Below are 14,304 nucleotides of genomic sequence, written 5' to 3'. Positions count from 1 at the left end.
CACTCGTGCGTTTGTATTCACGAGTGAGGTGTCGGATGAAGGAGGAGCGAGATGGCGCTGCTATTGCGTGAGGCAATCGGTGACAGTCTTCGGCGCACACGCGTTTCGCAGAGCCGGACCCTGCGCGAGGTGTCGAACAGCGCTCGGGTCAGTCTCGGCTACCTGTCCGAGATCGAGCGGGGCCGCAAGGAGGCGTCGAGCGAGTTGCTCGCCGCCATCTGCGATGCGCTCGAGGTTCCACTCGCCGAAGTGTTGGTCGACGTGAGTGAGACGCTCGCCGTCGCGCCGCGTCAGAACGTGGACCGCCGCGCCGTGTCGAACGACGCGCAGGCGGTCAGCGGTCGCATCGCCCAGGACACGCGTGTCGTGATTCCGGCGCCCACGGCGCGGGCACTGGCGGCGGCGTAAGCGGGTGCCGCCGAGCCGCGGAAACCGCTAGATTCACAACAGAAGATCGAGGAATCGCCGATCGACTCCGGTCGGCGGTTCCGGATCGGATGAGCAGGTAGGGGCAGACCCGAGTTCGGTGCGTGACGGTCGCGCATCGGGTCGCGCATCGCGCGGCGCAGCAGATGGAGGCAGGATCACACCCATGGCTAATCCTTTCGTCAAGGGATGGAAGTACCTGATGGCTCTCTTCAATTCCAAGATTGATGAGAAGGCCGACCCCAAGGTTCAGATTCAGCAGGCGATCGAGGACGCGCAGCGTCAGCACCAGGCACTGTCCCAGCAGGCTGCATCGGTGATCGGCAATCAGCGCCAGCTCGAGATGAAGCTCAGCCGCCAGCTCGACGAGGTGGAGAAGCTCAACGCCAACGCGCGTCAGGCCGTCACCTTGGCGGATCAGGCCGCGGCCGCCGGTGACATCGAGAAGGCGACGCAGTACACCAACGCCGCCGAGGCGTTCGCCGCGCAGCTGGTCACCGCCGAACAGGGCGTCGAGGACCTCAAGGCACTGCACGACCAGTCGCTGCAGGCCGCCACCCAGGCCAAGAAGGCCGTCGAGCAGAACGCGATGACGCTGCAGGCGAAGGTCGCCGAGCGGACCAAGCTGCTCAGCCAGCTCGAGCAGGCGAAGATGCAGGAGCGGGTCAGCGAGTCGCTGCGTTCGATGGACAGCACGCTGTCGGCCCCCGGCAACACCCCCAGCCTCGACGCTGTCCGCGACAAGATCGAGCGTCGCTACGCCGATGCCCTCGGTTCCGCCGAGCTGGCCCAGAACTCGGTGCAGGGTCGCATGATGGAGGTGCAGCAGGCCAGCATCCAGATGGCCGGTCACAGCCGCCTCGAGCAGATCCGTGCCTCGATGAAGGGCGACGCCCTGCCGTCCGGTGGTGCGGCCGCGCCGGCGAAGCCCGCCATCGCGCCGGAGCCGCCCGCGGCCTCCGCCAACGGCGAGACCTCCGCGCAGTAGAAGCCGCGCGACGAGTACGACATCGGTTCGATGAGCAACACACGAGGTGGCCGGTCCGGGCGCAAGTCCCGGCCGGCCAGTTCTGTATTCGGACAGGACACCGGGCTGGCGGCGAGCGCCGCGTCCGCCGTCACCAGTGCGCAGAGCGTGCTGCGAGATGTCGGCGGGAGCGTCGCCGACACGATGCGGCGCTGGTCGGATCCCCGCGAACGCATGCTGCGCAAACGCCGACGTGCCCGCAAGCGGGCAACCCGGTTCGGCATCGCCTCGGGCGCGAGCGTGGTGGGGTCGGCATCGCTCGCGGTCGCGTCGGCCCCCGACTGGTCGATCGTCGCGACCGGTGGCGCCGCGGCGCTGTTCGTGATTCCCACCGTGCTGTCCATCAGCACGTATCGGCAACTCACGTCGGTCCCGCTGCCACCCGCCACCGTCACCCGGCAACCGCTCCCACCCGTCGGATCGGTGGCGCGTGCCCCGATGGACCGGCTCGCGAGTGCGGAGAGCAGCCTGCAACAGCTCCTGGGCGTGCTGAGCCGATCCGCGATCGTGGACGCCGAGGAGATCGATCACACCGGGGAGACCGCACGCGCAGCGTCGTCGGCGCTGCGGGCTGTCGCCGCGGACGTCGTCGCGATGGAGAGTGCGGGGCGTGGCACCGCCGCGGCCGCCGCGCATCTCGAGCGGTCCGTGCACGCCGCTGGACAGCAACTCGACATCGGCGTCGCACAGTACGAGGGGCTGGTCACCGCCGCCGCGAAGATGACCACTCCCGCGCAGTCGTCGTCGTACACGATGCTTGGTCGGCAACGCGAAGAGTTGCTGTCGGCGTCCGATCGGCTCGAGGGCTGGGCCGAGGCGCTCGGCGAGGTCGACGAGATCGACCGCCGCTTCCGCAGCTGAGACCGTCGCCGACGGCGGTCCCGCCGGTCAGTCGTCGACGCCGCGTGCCGCGAGTGCGTCGCCCATGGCCTCGGCGGTCAAGAGCGCGGAGACGACCGCCGGCACCGCCAGCGCACGCAGCGAGAAGCCGAGCCCGCGGGCCTTCCGGGCGTCCGAGACCTGCTGGACTATGCCGGTGAGCAGCGGGATGCACCGCAGTGTCATCGCCAGCACCAGTCCCGCCCGTTCGGGATTGACGCCCACCCGGCGCAGTGGTTGCAGGGTGCGGCTGATCGTCTCCAGCATGTCGGACACCCGCGTGGTCAGCGTGACCAGCGCGGCCAGCGCCACGGCCAGCACGATCGTTCCGCACACGACGACCGCGCGTTCCCAGCCGGTGAAGATCACCTGGAAGGCGCCGATGAACAGCAGCGCCCACATCAGGGGACGCAGTTGCGCGAGCGCGACCCGCAGCGGGACCCGTGCCACCGCGTACAGGGCCGCGACGACGGCGACCGCGGGCAGCAGGTGCCACGGCTGGCGCATCAGGATCGTCACGGCGACGATCAGGACCACCATCGCGACCAGTTTCGGTCCGGGCGAGAGTCGGTGCAGCAGCGAGGAGCCGGGGGTGTAGAGGCCGAGCGTCGTCATCCGATCAGCTCGCGGTAGTGGGCGATTGCCTCTCCGGGTTCGCCGTCGGCTGCGACGCCGCCGCGGTCGATGACGATGACACGGTCGAAGTCGTCGAGCAGGTCCAGGTGGTGGGTGACGACGATCAACTGCTGGCGCAGGCCCGCCAGCGTCGACCGCATCAGCCGGGCGTTGCGCAGGTCGAGCAGTGTCGTGGGCTCGTCGGCGACCAGCACGTCGGGGTCGGTCACCATGATCGCCGCGAGTGCCAGCAGTTGCTTCTGCCCGCCCGACAGCAGGTGCGTGGGATGGTCCGCGTGCCCGGACAGCCCGAAGTCGGCGAGGACCTGGGTGACCCGGTCGGCGCGTTCGGGTTTGCTCAGTGTGCTGCGGCGCAGCGAGAAGGCGATGTCCTCGGACACGGTCGGCATGATGATCTGATGGTCGGGGTCGGTGAAGACGAAGCCCACCTTGCGGCGGACCTGACGGCCCTTGCGGGCGGTGTCGAGTCCGTCGACGGACACCGCCCCGGACGACGGGGTCACGAGACCGTTGATCATCCGCGCGAGCGTGGACTTGCCGCTGCCGTTGGCGCCGATGATGCCGATCCGCCGCTCGGTGAGCGTCAGGTCGATTCCACCCAGCACGGTGCGCTCACCGTAGGAATGGTGGACACCGTCGAATCGGATCTCGCTCATCGTGCAGGAGTCGATCTATGCGACGTCGGCCCGCACCGGCGTCGCGGGGAAGGCGCGTGCGGCCAGCGCGGGGTATGCGCGGTGGACCTGTGCGGCGACGACCGCGGCGACGACCGCCTTGATCACGTCGCCCGGCAGGTAGGTGAGGTTGGCGGCGAACGCACCGGACACCGTGAGATCCGTCTTGAGCAGCATGCCGGGGATGCCGAACGCGTACAGCACCACGATGCCGCCGATCGCGTTGATGGCGATGCCGCCGAACACGTTGTACTTGGGCAGCATCTTGTAGCTGAGCCATCCGATGACGGCCGCGGCGGGCAGCCAGCCGATCAGGAAGCCCGCCGTGGGGCTCGCGAGGGACACCAGGGTCGTCCGGCCGCCGGCGAGGACCGGCAGTGCCAGGCCCAGGACGATCACCGTCAGCACCGCCAGCGTGCCCTTGCGGGCACCGAGGAGTGCGCCGGCGAGCATGACGCCGAGGGTCTGCAGGGTGATCGGAACGGCGGAGCCGCCGACGTTGATCGTGCCGGGCAGGCCCAGCGCCACGATGAGGGCCGCGAAGACCGCGATCTGCGCGAGATCGCGAGCGGTGTTGCGGGGAGTGCTCGTGGTGGATGTCTGCGACACGGCTATCGACTACTCCTCGTGGTCTTCGCGAACGGGGCGGATCGGGTCCAACCCGCCGAGCTTATGTCAACCGGACGCCGACGCCGTATCCCAGCCTGGTCGGCGGACTCAGGGTGATCACCCATCTTTCCCTGAACTTGCCGCTGAGCTGGTGATTTCCGTTTCGGCACGTGCGACGATCGTGGTGCCGCGCTCGTAGGATCGTCGGCACGGGACCAATCAGGAGGCACATCGTGTTCTGGAAGATCGTCGGCATCGTGGCGCTGGTGTGGATCGCGTTCATGGTGGTCGGGGCGCTGGTGAAGGGGCTGTTCTGGGTCCTGGTGGTGAGCGCGGTCGTGTTCGGGCTCTACATGTTGTTCAAGGCGATGTCGGGAACGTCCGGCAGCGACCGCAGCACGGACACGACGCGGTTCTGACGTCCGAGCGACGAACGGCACGCACGAGGGCGCCCGGCGGGGCATGCTGACGTCATGGAGCCGATTCCGGAGGACTGGCAGCGGGGGTTGGTGATCGTCGCCCACCCCGACGACATCGAGTACGGCGCCGCGGCGGCGGTCGCCAGATGGACCGACCAGGGCAAGGACATTCGGTACGCCCTGGTCACCAGTGGTGAGGCGGGGATCGCGGGCCTGCATCCCGAACAGTGTGGGTCCCTGCGTGAGGCCGAGGAGATACGGTCGGCCGCCGTCGTGGGGGTGTCGCAGGTGGAATCCCTCGGCTACCCCGACGGCCGGCTCGAGCACGGGCTGGACCTGCGCAGGGATCTGGCCCGGGTGATCCGGACGCACCGCCCGGAAATGGTCGTGACGATGAACCACCGAGAGACGTGGGGGCCGGGCTTCCTCAACAGTGCCGACCACCGGGCCGTCGGGCTCAGTGTCCTCGACGCGGTCTCCGACGCCGCGAACGAGTGGATCTTTCCCGAACTCACCGAGCCGCCGTGGACCGGTGTGCGGTGGGCGGCAGTGAACGCGATGGTCGGCACCACGCACGCGGTGGATGTCACCGCCACCGTCGAGCGTGCCGTCGAGTCGCTGTGTGAGCATCATGCCTATCTCGAGGCGCTCAGCGACGAACCTGTGTCGGACCAGGCGGCCCGGCAGATCGAGATGTCCACCGGGCCCAAGCCTGGATTCGATGCCGACCGTGCCGTCGGCTTCGAGTTGTACGTCTTCGGGGGCTGACCCCTAGCCGAGCGGGGCGCCGACGATGACCCGTCCGGCACCGGGGACGGCTTCGATGTCGAGCGGCAACTGCCCGACGAACTCACCGTCCGCGTACGACGTGACCGGTGTGGCGCGAGCGGAACCTGTGGAGGAACCCGGCACCGGTGCTTCGAGTCGGAGCGTGCGGGTGCGGTAGGTCTCCACCTCGTCGAGGTCGACGTGGGTGCCCTTGTAGACGGTGGGGAACAGGCGCACCAGTTTGAACCGTCCGCCCGACTTCACGACCGTGACGTCGAGCAGGCCGTCGTCGAGCTTCGCGTTCGGCGTGATGAGCATGCCGCCGCCGTAGGAGGTGCCGTTGCCGACCGAGACCATCGTCGCGTCGAGTTCGATCGTGCGGTCGTCGAGCACGATCCGGTAGGGGATCGGCTCGAGCTTCGCCAGTTCGACGACCATCGCGAAGTTGTAGCGCATCGGGCCCTTGGGCCACCGCATCCGGTTGGCGCGATCGGTGACGAGAGCGTCGAAGCCGCTCGACAGCACGGTGCCGAACCAGCGGTCGCCGGCCCGCGCCAGGTCGACGGTCGCGACGTCGCCCGTGGCGATGATGTCGGCGGCCTTCACCGGGTCGTCGACCGGGATGTGGAACAGCCGCGCATGGTCGTTGCCGGTACCGCCGGGGACGATGCCCAGCGGAGTCCCGCTCTGCGCCAACGCCTGCCACGCGATGTTGACCAGTCCGTCGCCGCCCGCGGCGACGAGCGCGTCGGTGCCCTCGGCGACGGCCTTGCGGGCCATCTCCAGTGCCTCGTCCGCGGAGCTGCCCTCGATCTCGGTGACCGTGACGTCGCGTTCCCGCAACCGGGCGACGGCGGCGGCCGACGCCCAGGGGGCGTGGCCGCTGCCGGCGGCGGGATTGGTCAGAACCGTGACCGATTTCGTCATGGGATGAGCTTGCCAGGGTTGAGGATTCCGGCGGGGTCGATTGCGTCCTTGACCGCCCGCAGGACGCGCGCACCCAGCGGGCCGACCTCGGTCTCCATCCACGGCCGGTGGTCGCGGCCCACCGCGTGGTGGTGGGTGATGGTGCCGCCCGCGGCCATGATCGCGTCACCTGCGGCGCGCTTGGCGACGGCCCACTGTGCCAGCGGGTCGTCGGCCTGCGCGCACACCACGGTGAAGTACAACGACGCGCCGGTGGGGTAGGTGTGCGAGATGTGGCACATCACCAGGGCGTTGGTGCCTTGTGCGGCAAGCGATTCGGTGAGTGCGGCGGTGACCGCGGTGCGCAGGTTCGCGAGATTGGACCAGCGCGTGGCGGTTTCGAGGGTCTCGGCGATCGCGCCGGCGTTGAGCAGAGCGTCGCGCAGGTAGGGCGCGTCGAAGCGGCCGTGCTCCCAGGACCGTGCCGGCCCTTCGCCCAGTGCCGTGCCGCCCGAGGCGGCGAGCAGTGCCGTCGCCTCGGCGTAGCGGGCCTCGACGTGGGCGTCGGTGCCCTCGAAGGTGGTGATCGCGAGGCAGCCCGCGGCGGGGCTGTCGCCGCCGATGTCCCCGGCCAGCGCGAGGTTGATGCCGGTCTCGGCCTCGTCGGACAGGCGCATGACGGTGGGTGCGGACCCGGACTGCACGACCGCGCGCAGCGCGGCCGCGCCGGTCTCGAAGTCGGGGAACGACCAGGCCTGGTAGGCGGTGCGTTCGGGGACTGGGTGCACGCGCAGGCCCACCTCGGTGATGATGCCGAGGGTGCCCTCGGAGCCGACGAACAGCTCGCGCAGGTCGGGCCCGGCGGCCGATGCGGGTCCGCGGCCCAGGTCGAGGGTGCCGGACGGGGTCGCGACACGCAGCCACTCGACCATGTCGTCGAAGCGGCCGTAGCCGGCGGATGCCTGCCCCGACGACCGCGTCGCGGCGAATCCGCCGATCGTGGCGAACTGGAAGCTCTGCGGGAAGTGGCCGAGCGAGAAGCCGTGCTCGCCGAGGACCTGCTCCGCCTGAGGGCCGGTGAGTCCGGCCTGCAGCGTCGCGACGCCGGACACCGGATCCAGGTCGGTGAGCGCGTTCAGGCGCTGCAGGTCGAGCGCGACGACGGAGTGGAACCGTCCGCGGGCGGGGTCGACGCCGCCGACGACGCTGGTGCCACCGCCGAACGGGACCACCGCGACGCCCTCTGCCGCGCAGAACCGCAGCAGGGCCAGCACCTCTTCGTGCGAGCCGGGCAGCAGTACCGCGTCGGGGGCATCCTGCGGGTCGGTGGCCTTGCGGCGCAGCAGGTCCGGGGTGCTCTTGCCGCCCGCGTGCCGCAGGCGGGATGCGGTGTCGGTGCGGACGTGGCCGGCGCCGAGGAGTTCGCGGAGCGCGGCGACGAGGGCGTGGCCGAGGGTGCTCTCACGCAGCGTCACGTCGGATTCGGTGGGCGGCGCCGCCTGTTCGACGGCGACCCCGAGTGCCTGCTGCAGCAGGGTCGTGATCTGCGGTGACAGGTGTCGGCGGGACTCGGCGACACCCCAGGCGTCCCACTCCATGGTGGGTGCGGTGGTGGCGGGGACTTCGGGCACGAAGGCATCGGACATGCGTTACAGTGTTACATACGATGTCTATCTGTAACGAAGTTTCCGGATCTGCCGGGGAATCTCCGAGCGTCGACGACCAGATCCTCGACGCGGCCCGCTCGTGTGTGCTCGAGTTCGGGATCCGGCGGACGACGCTCGCCGAGGTCGCCCGCCGCGCCGGCGTGAGCCGGCCCACCGTGTACCGGCGCTGGCCGGACACCCGGGCCGTCGTCGCCGACCTCCTGACCCGCGAGATCCGCACCGCGATCCCCGCGATGACCGGGGACGCCCCCGCCCGCGTCCAACTCGTGCGGGCCGTCGTCGACGTCGCGACGGAGATGCGCGAGCACCCCCTGTTCGTGAAGATCCTGCGTTCGGACCCGGACATGCTCATGACCTACGTCGTCGACCGGCTCGGGGCGAGTCAGCGGGCCATCGTCGAGGTGGTCGCCGCCGCCGTCGCCGCCGGACAGCACGACGGTTCGATTCGCGTCGCGGATCCGGTGCACATGGCGACGATGGTCCTGCTCATCGTCCAGTCGGCGGTCCAGTCGGCGCGGATGGCCGCCGAACTGCTGCCCCCGCCCGCGCTCGTCGACGAACTACGGGTCGCCGTCGACTCCTATCTCGCGCCCCGACCGGTGCTCTGACCACCGATCCCACTTCCAGGAGGAACAGTGCAGGACAATTCGCGGTCCGCGCTCAACGCACAGCGCCGCAGTCGGGAACTCTCCGATCTCGGGGACGGCGAGGTCGTCGACGTCCTGGTGATCGGTGGCGGCATCACCGGTGTCGGCACGGCGCTCGATGCCGCCTCGCGCGGCCTGCGCACGGTGCTGGTGGACAAGCACGACCTGGCGTTCGGTACCAGCCGGTGGAGTTCGAAGCTCGCGCACGGTGGTCTGCGGTACCTGGCGTCCGGCAACGTCGGGATCGCGCGGGAGAGCGCCGTCGAGCGCGGGATCCTCATGACGCGCACCGCACCGCACCTGGTGTGGGCCCTGCCGCAGCTGGTGCCGCTGCTGCCGTCGGTGAGCTTCTTCGAGAAGTCCCTGGTCCGGACGGGCTTCCTGGCCGGTGACGCACTGCGGATCACCGCCCGCACGCCGGCGGCGGTGCTGCCGCGGTCGCGCCGGGTCGGGGCGGATCGCGTGGCCCAGCTCGCCCCCGCCGTCCGCCGCGAGGGACTGCGGGGCGGTCTGCTGGCGTTCGACGGGCAGCTGGTCGACGACGCTCGACTCGTGGTGGCGCTCGCGCGGACCGCGGCCGCCCACGGTGCGTCGGTGCTGACCCGGGTCGGGGCGTACGACGTGACCGGCGAGTCGGCGCGCCTGCGGGACGAGATCACCGGCGAGGAGGTGACGATCCGCGCCCGGTCGGTCGTCAATGCGGCCGGCGTCTGGGCCGGGCAGGTCGACCCGGACATCCGGCTCAAGCCCAGCCGCGGCACGCATCTGGTGCTGCCCGCCGAACTGCTCGGCAATCCCACTGCGGCGCTCACGGTCCCCATTCCGGGTGAGACCAACCGATTCGTGTTCGCGCTGCCGGCGCAGTTGGGCCGGGTGTACCTGGGCCTCACCGACGAGGCCGTCGACGGTCCGCTGCCGGACGTGCCGACCGCGTCCGACGGCGAGATCGACTTCCTGCTCGACACCGTGAACACGGCCCTGGCGACCCCATTGACGCGTGCCGACGTCCTCGGCACGTTCGCGGGTCTGCGCCCACTGCTCGACAGCGGCGAGGGGAAGACCGCGGACCTGTCCCGCAACCACGCGGTGCTGCGCTCGTCGAACGGCGTCGTCAGCGTGGTCGGCGGCAAGCTCACCACCTACCGGAAGATGGCGGAGGACGCCGTGGATGCCGCGATCGCGGCGGGTGGCCTGACCGCGCGCGGGTGTGTGACGACCGATCTGCCGGCGGTTGGTGCCTCCCGCACCGCCCCCCGCAGCCTGCCGGCGTCGCTGGTCGCCCGGTACGGCAGCGAGGCGGGCCTGGTGGCGGAGGCCGGCGCACTCACACCGATCGCCGAGGGGATCGACGTCACGCACGCGGAACTGGCGTTCGCGGTGAGCCACGAGGGTGCCCTCGACGTCGACGACCTGCTCGACCGGCGGACCCGGATCGGGCTCGTCGCGGGCGACCGGGAGCGGGCACTGCCGGCGGCGGAGCGGGCGTTGAACGGATCCTGATCGGCGGCCTGGCCGCTCACCAGCGGTTGTGGACGTCCTCGGCCCAGCCGACGAGGTCGTCGGCGCGTACCCAGGCACCCGTGTCGTCCTGAACCTTGCCCGACCAGTGGCCGAAGCACTGGTGGGTCCGTGCGGAGAAGACCTTCAGGTCGGTGACGGACTCCTTCAGGTGGAACGGGGTGAAGGTCAGGTCGACGGTGTCGCCGGTGACGCGCCACGGCGCCATCCAGTCGTCGCGGTCGTAGGTCCAGACCAGTTCCTCGCTGATCTTCGACAGGTGACCGTCGACGACCAGCGCGTTCTCCACCGATCCGGTGCCGTCGGTCCACTTGCCACCGACCTGGATGCCGATCACCTTGCCGTCGGTGCGGCCGGAGCCGGCACCCCAGTTCCAGCGCACCGCGTACGGCCATCGGCCGCGACCGTGGTCGAGGGTCGCCCAGGACTCGCCGTCCGGGACGACCGCGGCGACGCCGTCGACGCGGATCGTGCCGGTTGCGGGCCGTGCGACGTCCTTGACCGTGTACTGGAAGAGCGTGTCCGACCAGGGGACGACGACGCCGAGGCACTCGTGCCCGTCGGGCCGGTGCGCGATCACGTCGATCTCCACCCGCTTCCCGCGGGCCCGGAGCCGGGTTCCGCCGGCGACCTCGTCGATGTCGATCCGCAGCGCGCGGGTGCGGGCGCGCACCGGAGCGGCTCCGAGGGTGCCGGGCAGGGTCGCGCTGCCGCCGCCGATGCCGATGGCGTCGTACGAGACGGTCCGACCGGTGGCCCGGTCGAGCAGCCAGATGCCGTGCACGGCGGCGTAGTCGATGTCGGAGACCACGAGCGCGACCACGTGGGTCGGCGTGGTCACCGCCCAGTACTCCCAGCGCTTGTTGCGGCTCTTGCCGATTCGGCCGCGACCGACCCGGTCGGTGGTGATCACGGGCGTGCGCGTCCAGCCGACGGCCGCGGGGTTGAGGTGTCCGTCGGGCAGGGTCAGGGAGACCGGCGCGGTGACCTCGCGTTCCCGCACGGCGAGGGGCAGCGCGGGTCCGCCGGTGGCGTGGTCGTGCCGCTGACGCAGACGCCGATTCGAGGCGCGGACCGCCTCGGTGTCCACCTTCAGCACCCGGCGGTCGTAGGTCATCAGGCCGTTGGTCTCGTCCTCGACGTCGGCGAGCTGGGTGTAGACGAACGCCGTCAGGCCCCGTTCGACGGCGGGCCCGACCTGCGCGTGCTGCAGGCGGAGGAACGCTCGTTCGAACGATCCGCGGTCGGTGTACTTGCGGTAGCCGAACTCCTCGTCGTTCCAGACGTGCCCCGGCACCCGATGGGAGTAGCCCCCGTACTCGGAGAGCACGGCGGCCCGAGGGTCGGCGGCGTCGGCGCGGGAGAGCCGGTACGGCCGGAAGTAGACGTGCCGACTCGCCATGTCACCGCCGCCCTGGTCGTGCCAGCCGCTCGCGTGGTCCACCAGCCTGCTCGGGTCGAGTTCCTTCACTCGTGCGGCGGCCGCGGTGGCGTCGAACTGCCCCCACCCCTCGTTGAACGGCACCCACGCCGCGACGCTCGGAACCGAACGCAGCAGCGCGACCGTCGCGTCGAGTTCGGCGAGGAACTCGGCGCGGCCTTCGGCGTCCTGGCGTCCGAACGCGGAGTACCGGTCGTCGTCGAGCTTCACGGGCAGCAGCACCGGAGCCGTGACGACGGCGGACCGATAGCTGCGGCCACCGTTGACCATGTCCTGCCAGACGAGCATCCCCAGCCGGTCGCAGTGGTGGTACCAGCGCAGCGGCTCGATCTTGATGTGCTTGCGCAGCATCGTGAAACCGAGCTCCTTGGCCGTGCGGATGTCGTGGACGAAGGCCTCGTCCGACGGCGCGGTGTAGAGACCGTCGGGCCAGTAGCCCTGGTCGAGGAGTCCCGCGTGCAGGTAGGGCTCGCCGTTGAGCAGCAGTCGGGTGCGGCCGGACGCGTCGGGCCCGATCCCGAACGAGCGCATCCCGACGTAGCTGGTGACGCGATCGTCGTCGAGCCTCACCTCCACGTCGTAGAGGAACGGGTCCTCCGGCGACCACCGGCGGACGTCGTCGCCGAGCCGCAGCCGGGTCGGGACACCGACGGGGAGGCTCCCGGAGACGAGGTCGCGACCGTCGGCGCGGACTGCGACGACAGCGGTGTCCTCGCCTGCGTGACCGGGCACCACACAGATCTCGACCTCGCCGGTGTCCAGGTGCGGGACGAGCTCGAGTCGGTCGATCCACCGGCGCGGGACCGACTCGAGCCAGACGGTCTGCCAGATCCCCGACTGGGGGGTGTACCAGATCCCGCCACGATCGAGTTTCTGCTTACCGCGGCTGCGCCAGGACGTGTCGGTGACGTCGCGGACCCGGACGACGAGTTCGTGGGTGCCCCCGCTGTCGAGCGCGTCGGTGATGTCGAGCGTGAACGGCAGGTAGCCGCCGCGATGCCCGCCGACGGGGGAGTCGTCGACCCAGACCTCGCAGTCCTGGTCGACCGCACCGAAGTGCAGCAGCACCCGGTCGCGGACGAAGCCCTCGGGCAGTGCGAAGGCGCGGCGGTACCAGAGCGCCTCGTCGGGTCGCAGGGTGCGGTTCACCCCCGACAACGGCGCCTCCGGGGAGAAGGGCACCACGATCTCCCCGTCCCACCGGCGGGGCCGATCGGCGACCTCGGACCCGGTGAAGGCGTGGTCCCACCGGCCGTTGAGGTTGAGGTACGAATCGCGCACGAGTTGCGGGCGCGGATACTCGGGCAGCACGTTGTCGGGGTCGAGGGCATCGCCCCACGGGGTGATCACGAGGTGGGCTCCAAAGGCTGCGAGGTGGACGTCGTTGCGGACCCCGCCGACCCTGCCGACCCTGTGGTCCGCAGCAACACGACGGGAATGACGATCAGCGCCACGACGATCGCGGCGGCCGGGAAGATCCACGGTGTCGGCACCTGCTTCACCACACCCAGGTCGACGAACGTCTCGTCGGCACCGGCGATCACGGCTGCACCGAGGAACGGACCGATCACCATCGGGACGAGGACGGCGGAGATCATCCGCAGCCCCTGCACCTGTCCGGCTCGGTCGGGTGGCGTGAGATTGCGGACGGTCGCGGAGAGGGCGGCGACGCCGAGCATGAATCCCGACATCATCACGACTCCGGCGCCGATGACCGCGAGCATGCCGCGCGCCGGGAACATCAGGAGCAACCCGAGTGCGTAGATCGCGGAGATCGGCAGGATCGCCCGGGACGGGCCCACCCGGTCGAGTACCCGCCCGCCGAGAACACTGATCACCGCCGCACCCACCAGGACCGAGGCGAGCACGACGGCGTAGCCGTCGATGTCGAGGTACCGCTGGACGTAGATGATCAGGTACGGCAGGAACACCTGTGTGCTCGTGCCGAGGATCGCCCACGCCAGCAGTGCCAGGTACAACCGGGGGTGCGCGCGGGCGGTGCTCGGCCGCAGGCCGTGCAGGACCGACGACAGGTAGGTGCCGCCCGGCCGGGGCCGCCGCGGCTCGCGCAGTCCGACCCACGCGACGACGCCGACCAGCGCGGTCACTCCGCCGATGATCGAGAAGAACAGGGTCCAGTGGCCGCCCTTGGTCATCGGGTCGAGGGCGCCGAAGACCAGCAGCATCGCGAGCAGGGGCATCGTGGCGAGCACGCCGTCGACCCGGCCGCGGTTCCCGGGGTGGGTGGAGTCGGTGACCCACGCGTTGAAGGCCGCGTCGTTGGCGGTCGAACCGAGGATGCTCATGACGCAGTCGAGCAGGACGATGGCGACGATCGCGACCGCCACCGCGTCGAACATCGGCAGCAGCGACGCGGCGGCGTCGACGCTGACCAGACCGAACCCTGCGGTGCACGCACCCCACAGCACGTAGCCCGCTGCGATGAATTCGCGACGCCGGCCGGTGCGGTCCGACGCCGCTCCGGCGAGCAGCGTCGCGATCGTCGCGGCGACGGCACTCGTCGCGACGAGGGTCGCCAGCGCCGTCGGCGAATCGGTGATCGTGTCGTAGACGAACACGTTGAGGTACATGTTCTCGACCGTCCAGGCCAACTGGCCCGTGAAGCCGAGGAGGACCACCCAGGTCCACAGGCGTCGATCCGCCGGTCGCTCGTGCATGACGAGACG

General features: G+C 70.4%; 14 protein-coding genes. 7 read left to right on the top strand and 7 right to left on the bottom strand.

Features of this window, described 5'->3' with window-relative positions; all coding sequences use genetic code 11:
• Nucleotides 1-51 precede the first annotated feature (51 nt).
• The 3 genes from IJ15_RS0118260 to pspM all read left to right on the top strand — a co-directional run bounded on the left by IJ15_RS0118260 (nucleotide 52) and on the right by pspM (nucleotide 2,314).
• The gene (locus tag IJ15_RS0118260; RefSeq protein WP_031939790.1) at nucleotides 52-408 is read left to right on the top strand and encodes a helix-turn-helix domain-containing protein; all 357 of its coding nucleotides are present in this window, start codon (nucleotides 52-54) and stop codon (nucleotides 406-408) included.
• Nucleotides 409-592: 184 nt separating this feature from the next.
• Nucleotides 593-1,414: a phage shock protein PspA gene (gene pspA, locus IJ15_RS0118255; RefSeq protein WP_031939789.1), complete on the top strand. Its 822-nt coding sequence runs from the start codon at nucleotides 593-595 to the stop codon at nucleotides 1,412-1,414.
• Nucleotides 1,415-1,444: 30 nt separating this feature from the next.
• Nucleotides 1,445-2,314 (top strand): phage shock envelope stress response protein PspM, encoded by an 870-nt coding sequence (gene pspM / locus IJ15_RS0118250; RefSeq protein WP_407984094.1) that lies wholly within the window; start codon nucleotides 1,445-1,447, stop codon nucleotides 2,312-2,314.
• Nucleotides 2,315-2,341: 27 nt separating this feature from the next.
• Here pspM and IJ15_RS0118245 read toward each other — a convergent pair whose 3' ends face one another.
• From IJ15_RS0118245 to IJ15_RS0118235, 3 genes are read right to left on the bottom strand one after another with little or no spacing between them, the layout of a single operon-like run.
• Nucleotides 2,342-2,947, bottom strand: coding sequence for an energy-coupling factor transporter transmembrane component T family protein (locus IJ15_RS0118245; protein ID WP_031939787.1), 606 nt, complete (start codon nucleotides 2,945-2,947; stop codon nucleotides 2,342-2,344).
• The gene (locus IJ15_RS0118240) at nucleotides 2,944-3,624 is read right to left on the bottom strand and encodes an energy-coupling factor ABC transporter ATP-binding protein (protein ID WP_031939786.1); all 681 of its coding nucleotides are present in this window, start codon (nucleotides 3,622-3,624) and stop codon (nucleotides 2,944-2,946) included. The genes IJ15_RS0118245 and IJ15_RS0118240 overlap by 4 nt, the downstream gene beginning before the upstream one ends.
• 15 nt (nucleotides 3,625-3,639) lie before the next feature.
• The gene (locus tag IJ15_RS0118235; protein WP_031939785.1) at nucleotides 3,640-4,251 is read right to left on the bottom strand and encodes a biotin transporter BioY; all 612 of its coding nucleotides are present in this window, start codon (nucleotides 4,249-4,251) and stop codon (nucleotides 3,640-3,642) included.
• Nucleotides 4,252-4,484: 233 nt separating this feature from the next.
• Between IJ15_RS0118235 and IJ15_RS0118230 the strand changes: the two genes are divergently transcribed.
• Both IJ15_RS0118230 and IJ15_RS0118225 read left to right on the top strand, forming a co-directional pair.
• Nucleotides 4,485-4,670, top strand: coding sequence for a hypothetical protein (locus tag IJ15_RS0118230; protein ID WP_031939784.1), 186 nt, complete (start codon nucleotides 4,485-4,487; stop codon nucleotides 4,668-4,670).
• Between the two features lie 54 nt (nucleotides 4,671-4,724).
• The gene (locus IJ15_RS0118225; RefSeq protein ID WP_031939783.1) at nucleotides 4,725-5,438 is read left to right on the top strand and encodes a PIG-L deacetylase family protein; all 714 of its coding nucleotides are present in this window, start codon (nucleotides 4,725-4,727) and stop codon (nucleotides 5,436-5,438) included.
• A 3-nt stretch (nucleotides 5,439-5,441) separates the two neighbouring features.
• Here the strand turns inward: IJ15_RS0118225 and IJ15_RS0118220 are convergent, their stop codons facing one another.
• Together IJ15_RS0118220 and IJ15_RS0118215 are read right to left on the bottom strand one after the other, a co-directional pair.
• The gene (locus IJ15_RS0118220) at nucleotides 5,442-6,365 is read right to left on the bottom strand and encodes a diacylglycerol kinase (protein ID WP_031939782.1); all 924 of its coding nucleotides are present in this window, start codon (nucleotides 6,363-6,365) and stop codon (nucleotides 5,442-5,444) included.
• Complete coding sequence (locus IJ15_RS0118215) at nucleotides 6,362-7,990, bottom strand: FAD-binding oxidoreductase (RefSeq protein ID WP_031939781.1); 1,629 nt, start codon at nucleotides 7,988-7,990, stop codon at nucleotides 6,362-6,364. Before IJ15_RS0118215 ends, IJ15_RS0118220 begins: the two co-directional genes overlap by 4 nt.
• Nucleotides 7,991-8,010: 20 nt before the next feature.
• On the opposite strand from IJ15_RS0118215, the gene IJ15_RS0118210 reads away from it, so the two are divergent.
• Nucleotides 8,011-8,619 (top strand): TetR/AcrR family transcriptional regulator, encoded by a 609-nt coding sequence (locus IJ15_RS0118210; protein ID WP_031939780.1) that lies wholly within the window; start codon nucleotides 8,011-8,013, stop codon nucleotides 8,617-8,619.
• A gap of 27 nt (nucleotides 8,620-8,646) precedes the next feature.
• On the top strand, nucleotides 8,647-10,158 hold the full coding sequence (locus tag IJ15_RS0118205) for a glycerol-3-phosphate dehydrogenase/oxidase (RefSeq protein ID WP_031939779.1): 1,512 nt from the start codon (nucleotides 8,647-8,649) through the stop codon (nucleotides 10,156-10,158).
• A 16-nt stretch (nucleotides 10,159-10,174) separates the two neighbouring features.
• Here the strand turns inward: IJ15_RS0118205 and IJ15_RS26460 are convergent, their stop codons facing one another.
• The gene (locus IJ15_RS26460) at nucleotides 10,175-12,967 is read right to left on the bottom strand and encodes a DUF2804 family protein (RefSeq protein WP_197059855.1); all 2,793 of its coding nucleotides are present in this window, start codon (nucleotides 12,965-12,967) and stop codon (nucleotides 10,175-10,177) included.
• Nucleotides 12,964-14,295, bottom strand: coding sequence for an MFS transporter (locus tag IJ15_RS0118195; protein WP_051919151.1), 1,332 nt, complete (start codon nucleotides 14,293-14,295; stop codon nucleotides 12,964-12,966). Before IJ15_RS0118195 ends, IJ15_RS26460 begins: the two co-directional genes overlap by 4 nt.
• Between the last annotated feature and the right edge of the window lie 9 nt (nucleotides 14,296-14,304).

Origin of the sequence: Prescottella defluvii (assembly GCF_000738775.1) — a bacterium.
In the GTDB taxonomy this organism is placed as follows: Bacteria; Actinomycetota; Actinomycetes; order Mycobacteriales; family Mycobacteriaceae; genus Prescottella; species Prescottella defluvii.
Note: the sequence above shows the minus strand (reverse complement) of the source record. Positions and strands in the feature narration are given on the sequence as shown.